Source organism: Pseudactinotalea sp. Z1748 (genome assembly GCF_049725185.1).
Classification (GTDB): Bacteria; Actinomycetota; Actinomycetes; order Actinomycetales; family Beutenbergiaceae; genus CALKWS01.
Genome location: NZ_JBMPQB010000005.1, coordinates 160,654 through 181,357, shown reverse-complemented (window position 1 = coordinate 181,357; position 20,704 = coordinate 160,654). Strand labels below are relative to the sequence as shown.

At 68.3% G+C, this 20,704-nt stretch carries 22 protein-coding genes and 2 tRNA genes; 8 read left to right on the top strand and 16 right to left on the bottom strand.

Annotated features, from left to right (window positions below; all coding sequences use genetic code 11):
- Positions 1-17: 17 nt before the first annotated feature.
- The 7 genes from gvpO to ACO0LU_RS12510 form a co-directional block, all read right to left on the bottom strand.
- Positions 18-881: a gas vesicle protein GvpO gene (gene gvpO, locus ACO0LU_RS12540; protein WP_424791691.1), complete on the bottom strand. Its 864-nt coding sequence runs from the start codon at positions 879-881 to the stop codon at positions 18-20.
- Position 882: 1 nt separating this feature from the next.
- Complete coding sequence (locus tag ACO0LU_RS12535; RefSeq protein ID WP_424791690.1) at positions 883-1,131, bottom strand: gas vesicle protein GvpG; 249 nt, start codon at positions 1,129-1,131, stop codon at positions 883-885.
- The gene (locus ACO0LU_RS12530) at positions 1,128-1,883 is read right to left on the bottom strand and encodes a GvpL/GvpF family gas vesicle protein (RefSeq protein WP_424791689.1); all 756 of its coding nucleotides are present in this window, start codon (positions 1,881-1,883) and stop codon (positions 1,128-1,130) included. Before ACO0LU_RS12530 ends, ACO0LU_RS12535 begins: the two co-directional genes overlap by 4 nt.
- Positions 1,880-2,266 (bottom strand): gas vesicle protein GvpJ, encoded by a 387-nt coding sequence (gene gvpJ, locus ACO0LU_RS12525; protein WP_424789199.1) that lies wholly within the window; start codon positions 2,264-2,266, stop codon positions 1,880-1,882. Before gvpJ ends, ACO0LU_RS12530 begins: the two co-directional genes overlap by 4 nt.
- Positions 2,263-3,372 (bottom strand): SRPBCC family protein, encoded by a 1,110-nt coding sequence (locus ACO0LU_RS12520; protein ID WP_424791688.1) that lies wholly within the window; start codon positions 3,370-3,372, stop codon positions 2,263-2,265. The genes gvpJ and ACO0LU_RS12520 overlap by 4 nt, the downstream gene beginning before the upstream one ends.
- 29 nt (positions 3,373-3,401) lie before the next feature.
- Positions 3,402-4,292, bottom strand: a complete 891-nt coding sequence (locus tag ACO0LU_RS12515; RefSeq protein WP_424791687.1) for a hypothetical protein — start codon at positions 4,290-4,292, stop codon at positions 3,402-3,404.
- Between the two features lie 222 nt (positions 4,293-4,514).
- A tRNA-Lys gene (locus ACO0LU_RS12510) sits at positions 4,515-4,587 on the bottom strand.
- Positions 4,588-4,734: 147 nt separating this feature from the next.
- On the opposite strand from ACO0LU_RS12510, the gene bcp reads away from it, so the two are divergent.
- Both bcp and ACO0LU_RS12500 read left to right on the top strand, forming a co-directional pair.
- Positions 4,735-5,211, top strand: coding sequence for a thioredoxin-dependent thiol peroxidase (gene bcp, locus ACO0LU_RS12505; protein WP_424791686.1), 477 nt, complete (start codon positions 4,735-4,737; stop codon positions 5,209-5,211).
- A 29-nt stretch (positions 5,212-5,240) separates the two neighbouring features.
- Positions 5,241-5,322: transfer RNA gene (locus ACO0LU_RS12500), tRNA-Leu, on the top strand.
- On the opposite strand, the gene ACO0LU_RS12495 is transcribed toward ACO0LU_RS12500, so the two are convergent.
- On the bottom strand, positions 5,274-6,398 hold the full coding sequence (locus ACO0LU_RS12495; protein ID WP_424791849.1) for an MFS transporter: 1,125 nt from the start codon (positions 6,396-6,398) through the stop codon (positions 5,274-5,276). The genes ACO0LU_RS12500 and ACO0LU_RS12495 overlap by 49 nt on opposite strands.
- Positions 6,399-6,640: 242 nt before the next feature.
- On the opposite strand from ACO0LU_RS12495, the gene ACO0LU_RS12490 reads away from it, so the two are divergent.
- Entirely contained in the window at positions 6,641-7,015 is a 375-nt protein-coding gene (locus tag ACO0LU_RS12490; RefSeq protein WP_424791685.1) for a MerR family transcriptional regulator, read from the top strand.
- Between the two features lie 44 nt (positions 7,016-7,059).
- Here the strand turns inward: ACO0LU_RS12490 and ACO0LU_RS12485 are convergent, their stop codons facing one another.
- Positions 7,060-8,277 carry a hypothetical protein gene (locus ACO0LU_RS12485; RefSeq protein ID WP_424791684.1) on the bottom strand — a complete coding sequence of 406 codons (1,218 nt, stop codon included), beginning with the start codon at positions 8,275-8,277 and terminating at the stop codon, positions 7,060-7,062.
- 185 nt (positions 8,278-8,462) lie between these two features.
- Here ACO0LU_RS12485 and ACO0LU_RS12480 point away from each other — a divergent pair, with 185 nt between their 5' ends.
- Positions 8,463-8,900: a fluoride efflux transporter FluC gene (locus ACO0LU_RS12480; RefSeq protein WP_424791683.1), complete on the top strand. Its 438-nt coding sequence runs from the start codon at positions 8,463-8,465 to the stop codon at positions 8,898-8,900.
- Positions 8,897-9,262: a fluoride efflux transporter FluC gene (locus tag ACO0LU_RS12475; RefSeq protein WP_424791682.1), complete on the top strand. Its 366-nt coding sequence runs from the start codon at positions 8,897-8,899 to the stop codon at positions 9,260-9,262. Before ACO0LU_RS12480 ends, ACO0LU_RS12475 begins: the two co-directional genes overlap by 4 nt.
- Positions 9,263-9,381: 119 nt before the next feature.
- Here ACO0LU_RS12475 and ACO0LU_RS12470 read toward each other — a convergent pair whose 3' ends face one another.
- Positions 9,382-10,527, bottom strand: coding sequence for a cytochrome P450 (locus ACO0LU_RS12470; protein WP_424791681.1), 1,146 nt, complete (start codon positions 10,525-10,527; stop codon positions 9,382-9,384).
- Positions 10,528-10,869: 342 nt separating this feature from the next.
- Between ACO0LU_RS12470 and ACO0LU_RS12465 the strand changes: the two genes are divergently transcribed.
- Together ACO0LU_RS12465 and ACO0LU_RS12460 are read left to right on the top strand one after the other, a co-directional pair.
- A complete protein-coding gene (locus tag ACO0LU_RS12465; RefSeq protein ID WP_424791680.1) occupies positions 10,870-12,291 on the top strand; it encodes a DEAD/DEAH box helicase in 1,422 nt (473 codons plus the stop codon).
- Between the two features lie 230 nt (positions 12,292-12,521).
- Positions 12,522-14,042 carry an FAD-dependent oxidoreductase gene (locus tag ACO0LU_RS12460; protein ID WP_424791679.1) on the top strand — a complete coding sequence of 507 codons (1,521 nt, stop codon included), beginning with the start codon at positions 12,522-12,524 and terminating at the stop codon, positions 14,040-14,042.
- A gap of 39 nt (positions 14,043-14,081) precedes the next feature.
- On the opposite strand, the gene ACO0LU_RS12455 is transcribed toward ACO0LU_RS12460, so the two are convergent.
- Both ACO0LU_RS12455 and ACO0LU_RS12450 read right to left on the bottom strand, forming a co-directional pair.
- Positions 14,082-14,978, bottom strand: coding sequence for an SDR family oxidoreductase (locus ACO0LU_RS12455; protein ID WP_424791678.1), 897 nt, complete (start codon positions 14,976-14,978; stop codon positions 14,082-14,084).
- Between the two features lie 66 nt (positions 14,979-15,044).
- Positions 15,045-16,238 carry a zinc-dependent alcohol dehydrogenase gene (locus ACO0LU_RS12450; RefSeq protein WP_424791677.1) on the bottom strand — a complete coding sequence of 398 codons (1,194 nt, stop codon included), beginning with the start codon at positions 16,236-16,238 and terminating at the stop codon, positions 15,045-15,047.
- A 189-nt stretch (positions 16,239-16,427) separates the two neighbouring features.
- On the opposite strand from ACO0LU_RS12450, the gene ACO0LU_RS12445 reads away from it, so the two are divergent.
- Positions 16,428-16,661: a hypothetical protein gene (locus ACO0LU_RS12445; RefSeq protein WP_424791676.1), complete on the top strand. Its 234-nt coding sequence runs from the start codon at positions 16,428-16,430 to the stop codon at positions 16,659-16,661.
- Between the two features lie 99 nt (positions 16,662-16,760).
- Here the strand turns inward: ACO0LU_RS12445 and ACO0LU_RS12440 are convergent, their stop codons facing one another.
- The 4 genes from ACO0LU_RS12440 to ACO0LU_RS12425 form a co-directional block, all read right to left on the bottom strand.
- The gene (locus ACO0LU_RS12440; RefSeq protein ID WP_424791675.1) at positions 16,761-17,804 is read right to left on the bottom strand and encodes a zinc-dependent alcohol dehydrogenase; all 1,044 of its coding nucleotides are present in this window, start codon (positions 17,802-17,804) and stop codon (positions 16,761-16,763) included.
- Positions 17,805-17,891: 87 nt separating this feature from the next.
- Entirely contained in the window at positions 17,892-19,505 is a 1,614-nt protein-coding gene (locus tag ACO0LU_RS12435) for an NAD-dependent epimerase/dehydratase family protein (RefSeq protein WP_424791674.1), read from the bottom strand.
- 43 nt (positions 19,506-19,548) lie between these two features.
- Positions 19,549-19,860 carry an AzlD domain-containing protein gene (locus tag ACO0LU_RS12430; RefSeq protein WP_424788233.1) on the bottom strand — a complete coding sequence of 104 codons (312 nt, stop codon included), beginning with the start codon at positions 19,858-19,860 and terminating at the stop codon, positions 19,549-19,551.
- Entirely contained in the window at positions 19,857-20,672 is an 816-nt protein-coding gene (locus ACO0LU_RS12425) for an AzlC family ABC transporter permease (protein ID WP_424791673.1), read from the bottom strand. Before ACO0LU_RS12425 ends, ACO0LU_RS12430 begins: the two co-directional genes overlap by 4 nt.
- Positions 20,673-20,704: the final 32 nt, after the last annotated feature.

Below are 20,704 nucleotides of genomic sequence, written 5' to 3'. Positions count from 1 at the left end.
CCTGCAACCGCCTCGCCTCACTCTTCCCGCGCCCGTCCGCGCATGTAGCGCCGGGTGCGACGGTAGGACATCAGTTCACCATCACCGGAAAGAACCACCTCGTACTCGGCGAGAACGTCGGTGGTACTAGGGATCCGTTCATTCTCCAGGACCTCCACGGTGACCAGCCAGCCATCTTCGGACCGCTCGACGCCGACCACCCCTTCGATTCCGCGGCCGGTCAACTCACCGAGTTGGCTCATCGCCTCCCGAGCAGCCCGGCCGGCCGAGATACCACGGCTCGGTGGCTCGGTTTGTTCCTCGTCGGGCTCGTCGGGCCCTTCGGGCTCAGCCTGCTCCTCGGGCTCGGCTTCCTCCTCGGGCTCGGCTTCCTCCTCGGGCTCGGCTTCCTCCTCGGGCTCGGCTTCCTCCTCGGGCTCGGCTTCCTCCTCGGGCTCGGCTTCCTCCTCGGGCTCGGCTTCCTCCTCGGATTCGGCTTCCCCTTCGGGTTCGGACTCCTCGGGCTCGGCTTCCTCCTCTACCTCAGCCTGCTCCTGGGCATCCTCCTCGGGGGCCTGGTCGGCGTCGTCCTTCTTGGTACGCCTGCTGGTGGAGCGGGAACGGCTGCTGCCGGACTTGCTGCTGCTCGCCTTCGAACCAGCACTCCTGCCGCTGCCGCCCGACTTACTCTGCGTACCCCCCGACTTACTCCGCGTACTGCCCGACTTACTGGCAGAACTGCCCGATTTACTGCCGGTACTGCCCGACTTGGTCTTGGAACTCCGGGACTGGCTGCGTCCGCTGCTGCCCTTGGCACGCTGGGACGAACCGGATTTGCTCCCCGAACTGCGAGCCCGTCCCTTGCTCGCCGTCTCCGTGCTCTCCTCGGTTTCCTTAGCCATCTCAACCTTCCTTGTCGGGACGTCGCCGGGACTGGATGAGCCGGGCCACCAGTTCCTGCTCCATCGCGTCCGCCTGCTCGTCGTCGATCTCGCCGGATTCCCTGGCGCGGGCAACCTCATCGAGTTGCCGTCGGATCGAGGCGGGGTCGTAGTGTTGCCGCTCGGCTTGCTCGAGCACGCGCTCAGCCACCCACACGGTACCGCGCAGCGGCGCCAGAGGGAGGCTCAGAACGTTCCAGAGCAGACTCATCGTGGCTCACCGGCGAAGTCGTAGGGCGCCTGCGGCCCGACAAGGCGGAACGTCACCCGATCGTGCATCGTGGCTGCCACCTGCTCAAGAGCGCCTTCGAAAGTCGACCGGTCCTCATGGGGCACCAGGAGCGCGACATCCAGCACATCCTCGGCCTGGCTGGTCTCGCGCATGCGCAGGTCCCGCACCAGCGGCCGGATGGTCTCCAGGATTCGGCCGGCGTCCTGTTTGGCCTTGTCCTGCATCTGACCGACGATGAGTTCACCGAGCCGGATGCGCTCGTAGTACGTCGCCTCGGAGGAGTCACCGCGAGTGGCATCCCGCAACCGGGATACCTCCGGGTTCTCGGCGACCACCTCGTTCAGGATGCTCGCCTCCACGTATCGGGCACGCAGGGTGAACTGAATCGCGCCCTCAACCTGCTTCAGGCCGAGCAGGTACTCCTGCTGGCGGGCGGGATCCTCGATCTCCTCCAGTGCCTCCAACTCAGGCGCGAGCGTTCCGAACGCCATGGGAAGGACTGGTACGTCCATCGCGATAGCGTCCAGCACACTGGCGTGCGCACGCAGGTCTGCCGGCCGGCCGAAGTCCTCGGCATCGTCCAGATCCGAGACCACCGCGGCGATCGCACCCAATTCGAGCGTACGAACCCTGCTTCCGTCCACTCCGGTGAGATCCTCGGGGATCCGGGCAGCCGCAGTCGTGATCCCGTAGACGTAGACTTCGCTCGTGGGAACTTGCCCAGGGGTCACGACTCCGCTTCTTCCTCCTCGGCCTCTTCCTCTTCGTCATCGTCGCCCATGAGGGCATCCTTGGCGCCGGAGATCGCGCCACTGACCTTGCCCTCGGAGGCGCTTTCAGTACTGTCCCCGAACAACTCCGGCAGGTCACGTCCACCCTTGGCCTCAAGGTCGAGACGATTGGTGGCCTCCGCGAAGCGCAAGTAGGTGTCCACGCTCGCGATGACGATCCTGGCATCGATGGTCAGGACCTCGATGCCCACGAGGGAGACCCGAACGTAGGCGTCGATGACCAGACCCTTGTCCAGGATGATCTCGACGACGTCGGCCAGGGAACTGGGAGAGGGACGTTCGATGTAACTTCCGTGGCGCCTCGTCGCAGTGGCAGTACTCATCGTGACCTCGCCTTCCTTCGTGTCCGGGGACGCTCCTCGGACTGCTCTTCTTCCTCGGAGGATTCGCCCTCATCCTCGGGCTCGTCCTCGTCCTCCTCGACCGGCTCGTCCTCGACCGGCTCCTCCTCGACGGCTTCGCCCTCATCCTCGGGCTCGTCCTCATCCTCCTCGACCGGCTCCCCCTCGGCCTCGTCCTCAGCGGGGACCTCGTCGTCAGGAGCGTCCTCCTCGGCGGAGTCTTCGGGTCCTTCTTCGGCCTGCTCTTCTTCGGCCTGCTCTTCTTCGACGACCTCGTCGTGGGTACGCACGATTTCCTCGTCCCGGATCTCCCCGCGCCAACCCTCGACGCTATCCGGATCCAGGATCACCTCGGTCATCACGTGCCGGACGAAGTGCTTGAGTTCCAGCCGAAGTCGCCGGCCCACCGCCCGCCAAATGTTGCCGGTCTTCTCGAAGAAGCCTTGCGGGTGATACTCGACGACGATAACCATCCGGGTGAGTCGCTCACCCAACGGATGGAACGACACCGCCCCGTCCAGATGGCCCTTCTCTCCCGTTGAGCGCCACACAATGTGATCGTCGGGGACCTGCTGAACGATCGTGGCCTCCCAACTGCGATGGGACCAGAAGACCTGGCCCTTCATCTCAGCGGTGCCCTCGTCCTCATTAAACTTGGCTTGCTCGGCCTTCTTCATGAAGTCCGGCCAACTGTCGTACGTCGTCCAGGCGTTGTAGACCACGCTCAGCGGCATTCCCACATCGATGGTCTCCACGAAGTTGGCGAATCTCATCTTTCCGCTGCCTCCGCTACCGCCACCACCGCCGAAGACGTCCTTCGCCTTCTCCTTCACTCCGGTGGTCGCTGCTGAGAGAGCAGCCTTGGCCGGAGACTCACCTTCGGCGAGTTCCTCGGCGCCCTCTTTAGCCGCCTCACCCGCCGCTCCGCCACCGTTCGACGCCTGCTCGGCGACACCGTTGAGTTTGTCGACGCCGCGCTGGACGAGGTTCTCGCCCCAGCCGCTCACGTACTCACCGAGGCTGCTCTTGAGTTTGTCCAGCCCCAACTGGTCCATCAAAGAATCCGATTCGGATGATTCCTTGGCCATGGATCGCTCCTTCTTGTCTCGGGTCGACCTCAGGACGAGGACCGGCTGCTGCTCTTGGACCGGGTGCCGCCGCCACTGCTGCGACTACCGCTCCCCGAGGACTTCGTGCTGCGGGAAGAGGAGGAACTCCTGCTGCCACCGGACGAGCCCTTCGACCCGCCGGACGAACTCTTCGAACCTCCAGAGGAGCGCTTCGTCCCGCCGGACGAACTCTTCGAACCTCCAGAGGAGCGCTTCGTCCCGCCGGAGGAACTCTTCGAACCGCCGGAGGAACTCTTGGTGCTGCCGGAGGACTTGCTGCTTGAGCGCGGGGAACTCTTGGTACTGCTGGAGGTCTTCTTCCGGGTGCTGCTCGCTGCGCGCTTCGGCTTCTCCTCAGCGGAGGCTTCTTCCTCAGCAGGCTCCTCCTCGGACTCCTCCTCAGCCGAGGCTTCTTCCTCAGCAGGCTCCTCCTCGGACTCCTCCTCAGCCGAGGCTTCTTCCTCAGCAGGCTCCTCCTCGGACTCCTCCTCAGCCGAGGCTTCTTCCTCAGCAGACTCCTCCTCGGACTCCTCCTCAGCCGAGGCTTCTTCCTCAGCAGACTCGTCCTCGGGCTCCTCCTGGTCCGACTCGTCCTCACTTTCCTCCGACTCCGAAGACCCTGGTCGCATCTCCGCGGTCCGGTCCTGAAGCGTGGTGTTCAGCGAGTCAACGCCCTTGGCAGCGACGGCAACCGCTGCACCCTTGGCGGCCTCGAGCAGCGGGCCGGTGAGGCGTTCACCCAGTTCCTTGATCTCCGGGGGCAATTCGAACTCGCCGTCCGAATCGGAGAACTTCCTCGCCGCGTAGGTGCCAGCCGTCGCGAGGGCCACCAAGCCCTTCTTACGGCGTCCCAGCAAGTAGCCCCCGACCAATAATGCTGCCAATTTCCATGTGTCCATCTCGGACCCCAGTCTGTGTGTCGGTACTTCGGGATTCGTGGCCCCGTGGGCCAGATGACCATCGGTGCGGTCTCGTAGCACGAGAGTCGCACAGCTCTCACCATCGCGCATGTGGAAGGCGATGCGCGTGGGGACTGCGGCACGAGAGGTGCTCACCGGCCTGAGGCAGTACCCGCGAAGAGGGGCCCGCTGGAACTCATCCGGCCGGGTTCGGTAACGAAGTACGCCCCCCGGGACTCGAACCCGGAACCCAGTGATTAAGAGTCACTTGCTCTGCCAATTGAGCTAGAGGCGCGCGTAGGTAGCGGGTAGTGATGCTAGCAGCAGCCGGACCGGTGCGGCGAACCCGAACGGCTGCTCGTGACCAGTCCCACACCCCTGCCCACGCCAGCCACCGCGCGTAGGCTGGCGAGATCGAGATCCCTGACGCAAGGAGCCTTTTGTGAATCGCCTCTCCCCCGGAGACAAAGCCCCCGACTTCACCCTGACCGCAGCCGATGGCTCCTCCTGGTCGCTGGCCGACCATCTCGCCGAGGCGACCAACGGCGTCATCGTCTACTTCTACCCTGCTGCCGGTACCCCCGGGTGCACCAAGCAGGCGTGCGACTTCCGGGACAACCTCGCGAGCCTGACCTCCCACGGTTACGCCGTCGTCGGGGTCTCCCCCGACTCGGTGGAGGCGCTCGCCGGATTCGTGGAGAAGGAGTCGCTGACGTTCCCCCTGCTCAGTGACCCCGAACACGCCACTCTGGAGGCCTACGGTGCTTGGGGTGAGAAGAAGAACTACGGCCGCACCTACACCGGTGTGATCCGCTCCACCGTGGTGATCGCCCCGGAGGGCTCGGTGGCCCTGGCCCAGTACAACGTCAAAGCCAGCGGGCACGTCACCAAGTTGCGCCGGGACCTCGGTATCGACTGAGGCCGTGGCGGACGTAGGCTTGTCCGCGAGCGCGAGTGGCGTAATTGGCAGCCGCGCAGGATTTAGGTTCCTGTGCCTTCGGGCGTGTGGGTTCGAGTCCCACCTCGCGCACCCGTCGCCCCGAGCACGCCGCCGCGGCGGGCGTGCCGGGCCAGCAGCAGGAAACCCGTGGCTGCGGCGAGGAGCGGGACCAGCGCCAGCACCGGCAGTGTCTGCGGCGACCACAGGTCGACCGCCGCACTGCCCGCTGCCGCGCCGAGGGCGATGCCCAGATTCATCGAGATCGGCATCAGGGATCCCGCCGTGGCCCGGTGCCGGCTGCCGGCCATGCTCATCACCCTGCCCTGCACCGCCGGGCCCACCCCGCCCAACACCAGGCCCCACATTGCGACCAGAACCACGTCCAGCACGGCGTGGCGGCCGAGGCCGACCAAGCCCCACACGCCGACAGCCATCGCCAGTGAGACCACTACGGGCACAATCGTCGGGTAACGGTCACCGGTCAGACCCACCAGCGCCAGGCCGCCGACCCCGGCCGCACCGAAGACCACGAGCAGCAGCGGTGTGGGAACCGCACTGGGCGCCAGCACCTCAGCCACGAAGGTGAAGACCATGAAGTGTGCGGACAGCACGAGTCCGCCGAGCCCGGCCGTGGCCAGCACCGGCCACAACCGCACCGGTGCGGCCGTGCGCTGTGTGCCGGTCACGACGACGGCGGTGTGCACACGATGCCGGGGCAGTACCACACCCACCGCCACGGCCGCTGCCAGCGCCGCAACCGCGAGGACGAGGAACGGCACCCGCCACCCGGCGACCTGGGCGATGGCGTTACCGGCCGGGATCGCAACGACAGTGCCCATGGTGCCGCCGAAGAGCACGATCGCCGCAGCCCGGGCGATGTGGCGTTGCGGCACGATAGCGGCCGCATGGGCGTTGATCAGTGACCAGAGCAAACCGGTGGCGCCCGCAGCGACCAGCCGTGAGGCCATTGCGGTGCCGTAGGTCTCGGCCGAGGCCGTCACCACCGTTGCGAGCGCCACCACCACCAGCGCCGCCGCGATCACCCTGGGACGCTCGAGCCGCGCGGTCAGGCGCGCCAGCGGCAGGCTCGCCACCACCACCGTGGCGGCCCAGGCCGAGACCAGCAGGCCCGCTTGTGCCAGGGAGACACCAAGCCCGTCGGCCATGTCCGGAAGCACCGCGGCCGGCATCATCTCGGCGCTGACGACGACGAAGGTCGTCAGTGTCATGGTGACCAAGGCCAGCCACGGAAGCCGATCGTCACTCCGGCCCGTCTTCCGCGCGGGTACCAGGCCTACGTCGCCGGGTTCGGAGGTCTCCTCGGTTCGTGCGTCCATGATCTTTCGGCTCATGCGCCCGATGCTAAAGTTTGACATTAATGTCAATGTCAAGGCGTTAGGTGTTGTCGATGCGAATCGGGGAACTGGCCCGGCGCACGGGGGTGGCCCCCCGGCTGCTGCGCTACTACGAACAGCAGGGCTTGATCAGTGCCGAGCGGGCCGATAACGGCTACCGCACCTACCGTGAGGCGGATGTGGCGAAGGTGGAACGGGTGGCCGGCCTCATCCGAGCCGGCCTACCCACCCGGCTCGTCCGGGCGATCCTGGACCTGGAGGTACTGCCGTGCGAGGAGCTGGTGGCAACCTGCAGCCGGGACGTCGCGGAGAAACTGGCACGGGAACTAGCCGAGATCGAGGGCAGGATCGACTGCCTGTCCAGGAGTCGGGACACGATCCGGGGATTCCTCGGGCAGACCCGGTACACCGGCCTCACCCAAGCCTGAGGAACTGTCCCGGCCCTCGGCGCTACCCGTTCGGTCCCGCGGTTTCAGTCCCGCTGGTCCGCGACCGGCTCCGTTCGTTGCTCCGTGGGATCGGTCGCCACACTGAACGCCTGCCCCTTCCGGGTGATGATCAGGTAGCCACCCCGCACCAGCAGCGGGATACCGAACACCGCGATCATGGCGTAGGCCATCGCGGTATAACCCACCGCGATCAGGTCGATGATGCCCACCTGAGCCAGGAGGAGCGCCAGCACCAGGGTTCCCACCGCGATGAAGCCGCCGGTACGGCGGTTCATCGGCCGGCGTTTGGCGTCCACCAGGTTCTGATCCACTCGGGCGACCAGGGCGTAGATCATGCCCGTTGCGGTCTCGATCAGCGTCCAACCCACCACGATCCCGAACAACACGACCACCCAGACCGCCTCCGGTCCCAGCATCACCAGCCAGGGCACGGTCGCATCGAAGACCTCCGCACTGGGGTAGAAGCCCATCAGGGCGATATAGGTGAGGAACCACGGCAGGGTCATGAACAATCCGGCCACGATTCCGGAGACCAGGGTGTGCCGCAGCCGGGTCTGCCGCCGGGCGGTGAACAGTGCGGCCGGGTAAACGGCGAGGTTGTATCCGACATAGAGAACTCCCGCCCACAGCACCGCCATCCACGAGATGTCCGGGTGCAGGGAGTGATCCACGGTGCGGAAGGTCTCGACAACCTGATCCCAGTTGCGGTTGATCACCAGGACCGCGAACATGATGTATCCCAGGTACAGCGCGGTGGTGCCCACGCTCTTGGTCTTCTCGATGAGGCCCTCGCCGTAGTAGATCAGCAGCCAGACCACCACGATCATGAAGATCACGCCGACCCAGTAATTGAACCCCATGGTCTGCTGCACGATCTCACCGGTGGCCGCAGCCATGATCGCGATGATCAGGATCGCGAGCATGATGTAGACGATGTCGAAGAGCCAGTACAGCGGCCCGATCAGGACGCGCAACAGCCGCCGGTAGTCGAACACCTGGAAGCGGCGCGCGATCTCGAACATCAGGAACGCCATCAGCCCGAAGCCGATGATGATCGCCACGCCGGCGATCCAGCCCATGGCGCCGTAGGTCGCGCCGAACTCCACGATCTCCCGGCCGGTGGCATAACCACCGCCGATGAGCACCGACTGCAGGATCACCCCGGGCAGGATCAATCGCCCGTACCGACCCCCGAAGAACTTGCTGACCTTGGACTCTGCTGCGGGTGCGGGCTCGGTCATAGTGCCACCTCCTCCTCGAGATCGGACCAGGCTATCGATGAACGCCATCCGATGCCATGACCGGGCCCCTGAGGCAGCAACACCCGTATTGGTAGTCTGCCGAGCGGTTCGCCGACGGGCGCAGGCACTTCCCGTTCACGCACGTCCCAAAACGGCGCCGGGCGCCGGAGGTCGAGAGGTACACCATGAGCACCACACGGTCGACGGCGCCCAGGGGTAGCGCCGAGCCGGTGCTGCGCGACGCGTTGCTCGTGGCGTCGGGCGGGTCACTCGGAACTCTCGCGCGCTACGTCATCGACGCACTGCTCGGCAGCCCGGCCGGCTTCCCGGTGGCAATCCTGGCGGTCAACCTCACCGGTGCCTTCCTGCTGGGTGTGCTCGTGCAGCGGCTTGCCGCGAGTTCTCACCCGGGCCGTACCCGCCGGCGATTGCACCTGCTGCTCGGCGCCGGGCTCCTCGGCGGCTACACCACCTACAGCCTTCTCGCTACTGACATCGCCCAGTTCCTGGTTGCGCAGCGCTACGCCGAGGCGATCGGATACGGCGGCGCCACCCTCCTGCTCGGTCTCGGGGCGAGTTGGGCCGGTCTACGGGTCGCAGACCCGCGGACAGGTCGGCGATGAGTGGGCTCGGCACGGCCCTCGTCGTCGCGCTGGCCGGCGGGGTGGGGTCGGCGCTGCGATTCCTCACCGATCGCGCCGTGCCCACCCGCGCGCGGGACCGGTATCCCTGGGGCACGATGATCGTCAACCTCACAGGTTCGCTGGCGCTCGGTGTGCTCACGGGGATGCTGCTCGACCACACGTGGGCCCCGGTACTCACCGTCGGCCTCCTGGGCGGCTACACCACGTTCAGCACGGCGAGCCTGGAGTGCCTGGAACTTCTCCGGCAGGAACGCCGCGCCGCGGCGCTGCTCCACGGCCCGGGCATGATCATGGCCTGCACCGCCGTGGCGATCGGCGGAATCCTGCTGACCGCCACATGAGCGCGGCGGGCCCGAACGTGTTCTCGCCGCGGACAGACCTGATCCTGACCTCGGGGCGACGCGGGCCGTCGGCCATCGGCTCGGGGCCACTTCCCCGTCCCTCGGACGGCCGAGGAGCCTCAGTGCAGCACCACCGGCACCCGGGCCCAGCCGCCCACCGGAGGGATCTCGCGCACGGCCGGTTCATGGGCGTCCAACTCGATCCAACTGGTCTCCTGGAGCAGGACCTCGGTGAGCACCCGCAGTTCCATCAGCGTCAGTCCGCGAGCGGGGCACACGTGCGGGCCGATCCCGAACACCAGGTTCGCCTCGGCGTGACCAGCCGGGTCGTACTCATCGGGGTCATCGAACACACGCGGATCCCGGTTCGCGGCGGTCCAGTTCAACAGCACCTGGGCGTCCGCGGCCAGCGTGGTTCCACCCACCTGCACTTGTCTGGTGAGGCGCCGGCGGTTGGAGACGAACGGGTCATCGATACGCAGAATCTCGTTGAGCGCCTCCTCAATTTCGGTCGGGGATGCGGTACCCAACTGCTTGCGCAGCCACCCCTGGATCTCGGAGTGGCAGGCCAGATAGTGCACGATCACGCCCGCCGAGGTGGCCAGTGAGCCCAAGTCTCCGGCGGTGAAGTTGCGCAGGATGGAGACCACCTCGGCGTCGGTCAAGGTGCGCCCATCCACCTGCTCGCGCATCAGCGCGCCGGTCACATCGGTAGCCGGGCCGGTCCGGCGCTCCGCGAGCAGGGAGTGGATCATGTCGTCGAATTCCCGGGCGACCATCGTGGTGCGGGCCCGGTCTCCCGATCTGGTCGCAGCGTGGTTCCTTGCCATCCAGGCCACCAGGTCCGCTTCCAACCCGGTGGGCCAGCCCAACCATGCCGACATGGTGCGCACCGCGTAGGGCACGCCGATGTCGGTGATGGTCCTGATCATCTCGCCCCGGGGCAGGCCCCGCACGATCGCGGTGGCCGTCGCGCGGCACTGACCCTCCTGGTCGGCCACCTGCGCCGGCCCGAGGTAGGAGTCCACGATCGCCCGGTAGGCCGCATGTTCGGAACCGTCGAGCCCGTTGGGGATAACCCGTCGGGTGGAGACCGTGCTGGAGAACGTCGCAGGGTCGGTAGCCGCGGCGACGACGTCGCCATGGCGCAGGAGCATCACGTTCCCGTCCGTGTGAGCCACCGGGCACTGCTCCCGCATCTCATCGAGGACGACCCGCTGGTCGGTCCACGTGTGCTCCGCGTCGATCTCGACCGGGTCTCCCACTCCTGCCTCCTGGCTCGATGGCAAATGTCTCCGTCGCGACTTTACGCGGGTGCGCACGGTGGTGCCGCGGAACGCCTGACCGGCCCGGGCCCCACCGTGGCACGCCGGACGAACGGGCGCTTCGACGTCGTCGCCTCGTTTAGGTGCTAGTCTCGAAGACACCGAGCGGCGGATCACCGCCTCTCCTGCGTCGCAGAACGCTCCCTCATCACGCTGGGCGAAGCAATACCGGCCCGCGAGTGACTTTCTTCGGCGAACGGATGTGGCCACTGCCACCTTCGCCACCGGGCCCCCGGGCCCTCACCGGCATGATGCCGGCCCAAAGCATTGAGAGACGAACACTTGTCCCAGAACGACTTCGGCGCGCTCGGCGTGCCTTCCCCCCTGGTCGAGCGGCTCGCCGCCACCGGGATCACCTCAGCCTTCCCCATCCAGGTGGCCACCCTGCCCGACACGCTCGCCGGCCGGGATGTGCTCGGCCGCGGCAAGACCGGGTCCGGAAAGACCCTGGCCTTCGCGCTGCCGCTGGTGGCTCGCCTGGCCCAGGCGAGTCGGCAACCGGCCGGGGGTCGGGGCCGCGGCTCCGGGCGCACCCGTCCGGGCCATCCCCGCGGTCTGGTGCTGGCTCCCACCCGCGAACTCGCCACCCAGATCGCCGCGGTGTTCGAACCCCTGGCCGGTGCCTATGACCTGACCGTCACGACCATCTTCGGTGGCGTCAGCCAGAACCGTCAGGTCAGCGCACTGCGCGCCGGTGTGGACATCGTGATCGCCTGCCCGGGCCGCCTCGAGGACCTGATGAACCAGGGCCACGCCAACCTCGGGGACGTCAGCATCACCGTCCTGGACGAGGCCGACCACATGGCCGACCTCGGCTTCCTACCGGTGGTCACCCGGATCATGAACCGTACCCCGTCCGGGGGCCAACGGATGCTCTTCAGCGCCACCCTGGACAACGGTGTGGACGCACTCGTGCGCCGCTACCTGAAGGACGAACTGCGTCACTCGGTGGACAGCGCCAACTCCCCGGTGTCGGCGATGACGCACCGGGTGTTCGAGGTGCCCGACGTGACCACCAAACGCGACGTGGTCCAGGCGCTGGCCTCGGGCACCGGGCGACGGATCCTGTTCATGCGTACCAAGCACCAGGCCAAGAAGCTCGCCCGGCAACTGACCGCCGCCGGCATCCCCAGCGTGGACCTGCACGGCAACCTCTCGCAGAACCAACGCGACCGGAACCTCAAGGCCTTCACCGACGGCACCTCATCGGTTCTGGTGGCCACCGATGTGGCCGCCCGCGGTGTGCACGTGGACGATGTGGAACTGGTGGTGCACGTGGACCCGCCGGCGGAGCACAAGTCCTACCTGCACCGCAGCGGACGCACCGCCCGGGCCGGGTCCGAGGGCAGTGTGCTCACCCTCGTGCTACCCGAACAGCGTCGGGACACCCATCAACTGATGCGCAAGGCCAAGATCTCGGTCAAGCCCGAACCGGTCACGGCCACCTCGGGCGCGGTGACCGCCCTCGTGGGTGAGGTCGCCGCCTATGTCGAGCCAACGGCACCGGCGCAGCCACAGCAGCGCGCCAACGCAGGGCGTGGTCGCTCCGGTGGCCGTGGTCGTGGTGGGGCCCCGCACGGCGGATCCGGTTCGGGCGCCGGTGGCTCCTCCGGGCCGGGCCGACGGCGTAGGTCCCGCGGGCACAGTCGCTCCGGGGCTCCCCGTGGCCGGGCAGGTGGCCAGGCAAGGTCAGCTTCGGCCTAGGTCCAATGACCCGGCGCGCCTCAGTCTGTGGAGGTCCCCTCGGATCGACGTCCCGTACCGGTGCCATGCCGTGGAACTCCTCGAGGGTGCAGCACTGACTGGTGACCCGGAACCCGGCGCCGGGGCGCCGCCCCCGGGCGCCAACAGCGGGTTGACGGATCACCGGTTGCGCAGGTCTGTCCCGCCCATACGCTGAGAGTTCTTGCCGCCGGGCCACGGAAGGACCCGCTATGACCCCGCTCTGGTTCGCCGAACGCACCCTCCCCACCTTCGACGATCCCGACCTGTCGGCCCACTACGAGGTGGCCGTGGTAGGGGCCGGGATCACCGGTCTGACCACAGCCGTGCTGTTGGCGGAGCTGGGGCATCGGGTGATCGTGCTGGAGGCGCGCACCATCGGCGCCGGCACCACGGGGGCTTCGAATGCGAAGGTCTCGCTGGTGCAGGGCACCCGGTTCTCCTCCATCGCGGGCAAGCATCCGGCCGAGACGCTGGGCCAGTACGTCAGCGGCAACCGGTTCGGGATGGACTGGTTGCTGCGGTTCTGTGCCGAGCACGAGGTAGCGGTACAACGCCCGGCGGGCATCACCTACGCCGCCGACGCCGGTGGGCTGGGCCAGGTGGAACGCGAGCACGAACTGCTCACCGAGCACGGCCTGGACCCGTTCTGGCGCGACGAGGACGATGTGCCGTTCCCGTTCGCCGGCGGCACCGGATTGCCCGATCAGGCCCAGGTGAACCCGGTGGAGTTGCTGGCGGCACTGACCTCGGCTGCCGAGGCCGCCGGCATCACCCTGGCCACCGGGCACCGGGTGGTTTCGGTGGGCAGCGACCGCGACCCGACGTTGGCCACCACCAAGGGAGAGGTGCACGCCGATCGGGTGGTGTTGGCCACCGGCATCCCGATCGCCGACCGCGGCGGCTTCTTCGCGCGGGTGGTGCCGCAGCGCTCCTACCTGTCGGCGGCGCACCTGCCGTCGGTGGGGCAGATGGACATGTACCTGGCGACCGGCTCCCCTGGCTGGTCGGTGCGCACCGCACCGGCGCAGACGGGCCAGTGGGTGCTGGCCGGGGGGTACGCCCACGACGTGGGTTATGCCGAGTCCGAGGCCGCCCGGCTGGAGGACCTGGCCGGCTGGGCCCGCTCCCACTTCGGTGCGGACCCGGCACACCGGTGGTCCGCCCAGGACTACCACCCGGTGGATGAGTTGCCCTACGTGGGGCCCTTGACCCCGACGGGCCGGCGGGTGCTGGTGGCCAGCGGGTTCGCCAAGTGGGGGTTGACGAACGCCCCGGCCGCGGCCGCGGTTATCGCCGGTCACCTGGGCGGCGAGGTACCGGACTGGGCGGATGCCTACCGGAGTTGGCACACCCACGAACTCTCCGGTGTCGTCTCCGGGGTGACTCACAACGTCAAGGTGGCGGGCACCCTGGCCGGCGACCGGCTCGCCTCACTGCGCTCCCGGCAGGAGGACCCCTCCGAGGGCACCGGGTGCGTGGCCCGCCAGGGGATGCAGGCGGTGGCCACCTCGACGGTGCAGGGCCGCACCCGCACGGTCTCGGCGACCTGCCCGCACATGGGCGGCCTGGTCCGATGGAACGACGCCGAACAGAGTTGGGACTGCCCGTTGCACGGATCGCGGTTCACCGCCGGGGGCGACCTGATCGAAGGTCCGGCCACGTCCGGCCTGGAGCGGGTCGACGACAAGAACGGGCCGGCCGAGAGCGGGTCGGCCGAGAACCGCGCCTGAGGTCCTCCGCCGACCCGGACTCCGGGCTCGTCGGTCAGGTCAGGGCGTGGGCTGGCCACCGTTGACGTGGATGGTGGCCCCGAGCACGTAACTGGACTCGGAGGAGGCCAGGAACACATACGCGGGCGCCAGTTCGGTGGGCTGCCCGGCCCGGCCCAGGCCGACGTCCTTGCCGAAGTCGGGCAGTTTTTCGATCGGCTGGCCATCGCTCGGCTGGATGGCCGTCCAGATCGGACCGGGCGCCACGGCGTTGACCCGGATGCCCTTCGGGGCGAGTTCCTCGGCCAGGCCCTTGGAGAAGTTGTTGATCGCGGCCTTGGTGGCGGCGTAGTCCAGCAGCGTGGGCGAGGGCTGGTAGGCCTGGATCGAGGTGGTGTTGATGATGCTGGAACCCGGCTGAAGGTGCGGGAGTGCGGCCCTGGTCAGGCGGAACATAGACAGGATGTTGGCGGTGAAGGTCTCCTCGAGCTGGTCATCGGACAGATCCGCCAGGCCCTCGATCGCCACCTGCTTGGCGGCATTGTTGACCAGGATGTCCAGTCCGCCCAACTCACGAACGGCCTCCTCCACCACCCGGGCGGGGTACTCGGGGTCCATCAAGTCACCAGGGATCTGCACCACCCGCTGACCTGACTCGGTGATGATGCGTGCCACGTTGGCCGCGTCGGTCTCCTCCGCTGGGAGGTAGGCGATCGCCACGTCCGCTCCCTCACGGGCGAACGCCACGGCGGTGGCGGCCCCGATCCCGGAGTCGCCGCCGGTGATCAAGGCCTTGCGCCCCTTGAGCCGGCCGGTGCCGCGGTAGGTGTGCTCGCCGATGTCAGGCACCGGGTCCATCTTCGCTTCCAGTCCCGGTTCGGGCTGGTGCTGCTCGGGCGGGCTGATCGAGGCGAATCGTTCGACCGGGTTGGTGAACTCGAGCTGGTCGGTGGCCATGTGTTCCTCCGTGTTCGTCGTCGGGCTTTACTACTGCTTGTCCTGATCGTTGGACCGCGAGCGCCCTCAGGCCATCGGATCCAGGACGACCTTGATGCAGCCGTGGAGTTTCTTCTGGAACATCTCGTAGGCGTGCGGGGCCTCGGCCAGAGGCAGCCGATGGGTGCGCAGGTCCAGCACCCCCAGGGGGTCGGCCGGGTCGGTGACCAGCGGCATCAGGTCATCCACCCATCGGCGTACGTTCGCCTGGCCCATCCGCACGGTGAGCTGCTTGTCGAACGCGGTAAGCATCGGGATCGGGTCGGCGGTGCCGCCGTACACGCCCGACAGGGAGATCGTTCCCCCGCGGCGCACGGTGTGGATCGCGCTGTACAGGGCGGCAAGCCGGTCCAGGCCGGCGGTCTTCAACGAGGGCGCCGCCACGGCGTCGGGCAACAACCCGACCACTTTCTGCGCGGCCCCGGCGACCGGTGACCCGTGCGCCTCCATCCCGACGGCGTCGATCACCGAATCCGGTCCGCGCCCCTGGGTGAGGTCACGCACCACGGCACCGAGGTCATCGATGTCGCGCAGGTCCAGGACGTGCGCCCCGTGCCGCTGGGCCATCGCCAGCCGTTCCGGCACCAGGTCCGCGGCCAGGACTGTCTCGGCCCCGAGATGGCGGGCGATCCGGGCCGACATCTGCCCGATCGGTCCCAGCCCCAGCACCAGCACGCTGCCCCCGGCGGGGATGTGCGCGTACTGCACCGCCTGCCATGCGGTGGGAAGCACATCGGACAGGTACAGGTACCGCTCGTCGGGTTCGTCGTCGTCGGGCACCTTGATCGGCCCGAAGTCGGCGTGCGGCACCCGTAGGTACTCGGCCTGCCCCCCGGGTACCTGGCCATACAACACGCTGTAGCCGAACAGCGCGGCACCGGTGCCGTGCTCGCGTACCTGGGTGGTCTCGCACTGGGTGTGCAGCCCGTTGTCGCACATCCAGCAGTGACCACAGGCGATCTGGAACGGGATCACCACCCGGTCCCCCGGTTTGATGTGCTCCACCTGGGCGCCCACCTCGGTGACCACACCCATCGCCTCGTGGCCGATCACGTCACCCTGCGTCATGAACGGGCCCAGCACCGCGTACAGGTGCAGGTCCGAGCCGCACACGGCGGTGGAGGTCACCTGCACGATCGCATCGGTGGGCTCCCGTAGCCGCGGCATCGGCACCTCATCGACGCCGACCTTCTCCTTGCCTTGCCAGACGACTGCGCGCATCGAGGGATCACAACCTTCCCTGGGTCAAAGGTGTTGCGGGTGGGCCCCCGCCCCGGATCCGCTGGCATCGGGGGTTGTCAACGTAGGTCAGGTCCACCACGGCTGCACGTCGAAGCGACTCGAGTCGCGCTGGGCCGATTGCTGGGTGATCCTGAAACGGACCGGCATCGGCAACGAAGGGAGCGCATCGTGGCTACCTGCGACACCTGCGGCAATAGTTACGACAAGACGATGACGATCACCCGCGACGACTCATCGGGGGTGTTCGACAGTTTCGAGTGCGCCACCCACGCCATGGCACCCACCTGCGCCCACTGCGGTGTGCGGATCCTGGGCCACGGGGTGGAGGCCGACGGCGTGATCTACTGCTGCGCGCACTGCGCCCGTGGGAGCGGGGAGGACCAGGTACAGGACCGCGCCTGAGGAGGGCACGTTCCCGGGCTCGGGCCCGACCGCCGGCGGTTCAGGTATCGCTGCCGGCTTGCGTCATCGACGCCTACGGCCTGCGGTCGCGCGCGATTCTCAGACGGGGTCGCGGTCCATCCGCAGCAGCACCTTGCCCGGGTCCATCTGCCCGGCTGCCATCTCGGCGAAGACCTCAGGTGCCCGGGCGAGCGGGACCTCCCTGCTGATCAGTTTGCCCACGTCCATGCCCTCCTGGCCGAGGAGGGCCACCGCGTGGGCGAACACCTCCCGGCTGTAGCAGAAACTCCCCACCAGGTGGCGCTGGCCGGTGCTGATCGCGAACGCCGGGATGCTCACCCGTGGGGAACCCATGCCCACCAGCACCACGGTGCCCTGTGGCCCCACGGAATGCAGGGAGTCGGCCAGGGTGGCATCCACGCCGACGGCATCGACCGCCACCTGGGCGGGCCCGTCCAGGATCTCCAGCACCTGCTCGCTCGCCGGACCCTCGGCCGGGTCGATGGTGGTGGCGCCCAATTGCCCGCACAACTGTCGCCTTCCCGCCACCGGCTCACTGACCACGACGTGCTCGGCACCGGCGCGCAGCGCTGCCAGCACCACGGCCTGCCCGATCGGCCCACCACCGGTCACCAGCACCGTGGTACCCGCGGCGACACCGCCCTGGCGCACCGCCTGGACGCCCACAGCCAGCGGCTCGGCGAGCGCTCCGTGGGTGAGTGGGACCCCTTGCGGCAGCGGCAGCACGTTGCCGGCCGGTACCACGATTTGCTCGGCATAGGCCGAAACGATCTCCGGCGCCACCCCGATCACCTTGCCCGAAGCACAGTGCTGTTCGGCGCCCCGTGCGCACGCGGGGCACTCCCCGCAACTCAGCGCCGGGTTGAAGGTGACCGCCTGGCCGATCTCCAGCCCTGCGGCGGTGGCGGCCGGGCCGGCGTCCAGGATCTGCCCGACCGCCTCGTGCCCCATCACCTGTCCGGGCACGCGCCGACCGTTCTCGCCGGTATAACCGTGCAGGTCCGTGCCGCAGATCCCGGTATGGGCAAGGGCGATCACGACATCGTCGGGTTCAACGACCCGTGGGTCGGGACGTTCGTCGATGGTCAGGTGGTGGAAGTCCGTCAGGACCAGGGTTCGCATCCACCACAGCGTATTCACTCCGGCGCCTGGTGCGCACCGAATGGGACAGTTGCGGACCCGCGGCCCCGAGGCCGGTCAGGCCACGTGCTACCCCTCGATGGTGAAGGCCTGGGTTCGGACCTGTTCGTGCAACCGCTCCAGGTCATCGGCCTGCCGGGCGGCGAGTTCGGCCAGGTCCGTGAAGAGTTCCTCGGGCAGGCCCAGGTCCTCGGCGTAGGTGGCCAGCACCTGCCAGACCGAGCGTTTGCCCATCACGGCGCTGCGCATCAACTCCAGTTCCAGCAACGGCGTCATCGGGGATATCTGCAGAACCCGCCGGTTCATCTTCAATCGGCCCAGCCGTTCCCCCACGGCTGCCAGCACCTGGCGCGGGCGTCGTTGATGCAGGCCCAAGGTGTCCATCACGTCGCTGAGGAAGGCGTGCTCACCCTCGATCTCGGCGCTGATGCGGGCCAGTTCCGGCCCGAGCCGGGTGGTGGCGTACTGGCGGGCCATCTGTCCGATCCGATCCCGTCCGGCGGTCGCACCGGTCAGGTGGTCGGACAGGTACAGGCTCAGCAGCGGTGCGTTGATGTGGTCCGGCACACCGTCACGGCCGGCCTCCTGCGGCAATGTCGGGCGCGACGGGGAGGGGGTCATCGTGGTCGCCGCCGCTTCCTCCATGTGCCCGAAACTTCGCACGCCGGGCACCATGACCGGGGTGGGGGTGCCCTCCGATCCGGCCAAGCCGCGCAACATCTCGGTCAACGTCTCCTCGGCGCCATGGCGTGGCTGCCAACCCAGGCCGCGCAGCCGGGAGGAGTCCATCATCGGCAACTCCCGTGCCATATCCACCCACCCTTCATCGGCAGCGGCCAGTCGCGCCTTGTGGCCCAGCGCAAGCAGCGGCCGCACCAGACCCCACGGCACCTCCACGGTGCGTCCGCGGCCCACCAGGCGGCCCAAGGCGGCCACGTCCAGCACCGGCTCGGCGGCGGCGTTGAACGCTCCCCGCTCTCCGGCACGCAACACGGTCAGGTAGGCCTCGGCGGCGTCCTCGGCGTGGATCACCTGCACCTGTAGTCCCTGCGGGAGCGGCACCACCGGCAGCGTGCGCGGGGACAGCACCTGCGGGGGGATGAACGGGCCGATGAAGTACCGCGTGATCGCGGCCCCGGCCTCGCGCTGGAACACCAGGGCGGTCCGCATCCGCGCCACGGCAACCTGGGGATGGGCCGCTTCGAAGTCATCCAGAACGCGCTCCTGGGCGGCCTTGTCCACGCTGTAGTGGGAGGAGCGCACCCCACCGGCGGACCAGGTCTCATCACGCCGTTGCTTGTCCGGGTCCGGGCTGTAGACCGCCCAGGAGGAGGCCACCAGCAACTGGCCCACCCCGGCCCGCCCGACCGCCTCGGCCACCCGCCGGGTGCCATCAACGTTCACCTCACGCAACTGGTCCCGACGGGTGTTCGGCTGGATCTGCCAGGCGAGGTGGATCACCGCATCGGCACCGGTGAACAACTCGGTGAGTTCGTCCACGACGTGCTCGCCCTCGGCGATGTCGACGGCCGCCCACTCCACCTGCCCGTAGGGCTCGGCGTCGGTGACCGGTGGACGGCGTGCGATGCCGAGCACGGAACCGATCTCATGGTCGCTGTTCAGGGCCCGCAGCACGGCGGTTCCCACGTTGCCACTGGCTCCTACGACGACGACTCGGCTCATCCGTCCACGCTAAGCCCATCGGGTGGACGCGCAACTCGGCCCCTCAGGTGACCAGGCGCAACAGCGCGGTGACGATGATCGCCACCGCGAAGGCCACCAGGAACCCGAACCGCAGCAACAGTGCGATCATGGCGGCGCCCACACCGGCGAGCACCCGCCAGTCCACGTCGAAGGATCGGTCCCCGGCGGCGAGTTCGGTGACGATCAGGGCCGAGAGCATCGCCACCGGCAGATACCGTGAGATCGCCTGCACCAGCGGGTGCTCCAGCACCGTCTCCGGCATCGCGGTCCCGGCCAGTTTCAACAGGTAGCACCCCACCGCGGCCACGATCGTCGCGATCCACAATGCGCTCATCGCCGGCCTCCCTCGGTCTTCACCCCTGAGCCCCCTGCAGCGGCGCCCCCACCAGGGTGTGCCTTGTCCTTGCGCACCTCAGCCAAGCCGGCCAGCACTGCGATGGCAACCGCGGCGAGCACCGGCACCCCCGGTGGCACCCAGGGGATCAGGACCAGGGCCAGCGCCACCGATCCGGCCGCGACCCAACGCGCCCGCGCGGTTCGCAGCGCAGGCCACAGCAGCGCCAGGAAGGCCGCCGGGGCCGCGGCGTCCAGACCGAAGGTGGCGGTGTCCAGCACGCTGCCCAGCAGTGCCCCCGCAGCACTGCCGGCGTTCCACAGCAGGAACATCGCCACGCCACTGGCCCAGAAGGCGAACCGTTTGGCCCGTGGGCTGCGCTGGGCGATCGTCATCGCGGCGGTCTCGTCGATCGACAGGTGCCCGGACAGGAACCGGCGCCACCCCTGTGGACGCAGGACCTGGGCGATCGTGACGCCGTAGAAGGTGTTGCGCACCCCGAGCAACAGGGCCGCCGGGATTGCTGCGAACGGAGAACCGGAGGCCACCACACCGACGAAGGCGAACTGGGAAGCCCCGGAGAACAGCAACGCGGACAACAGCATCGTCTGCGCCACGCTCAGTCCCGAAGCCACCGATACGGCACCGAAGGACAACCCGAAAGCGGCAGCGTAGATGGCCAGGGCGATGGCGGCCCGGATGATCTCGGCCCGCTCGACCAGCGGTTCGTGGGGGTCGGGGTGCCCGGCTGCCCCACCGAGCCCGATGGATTCGGCCTGCCACCCCGCCCCGGGGGACTGAGATTCGTGCACATCTGGATTCTCACACCTGTGCCGACCGATAC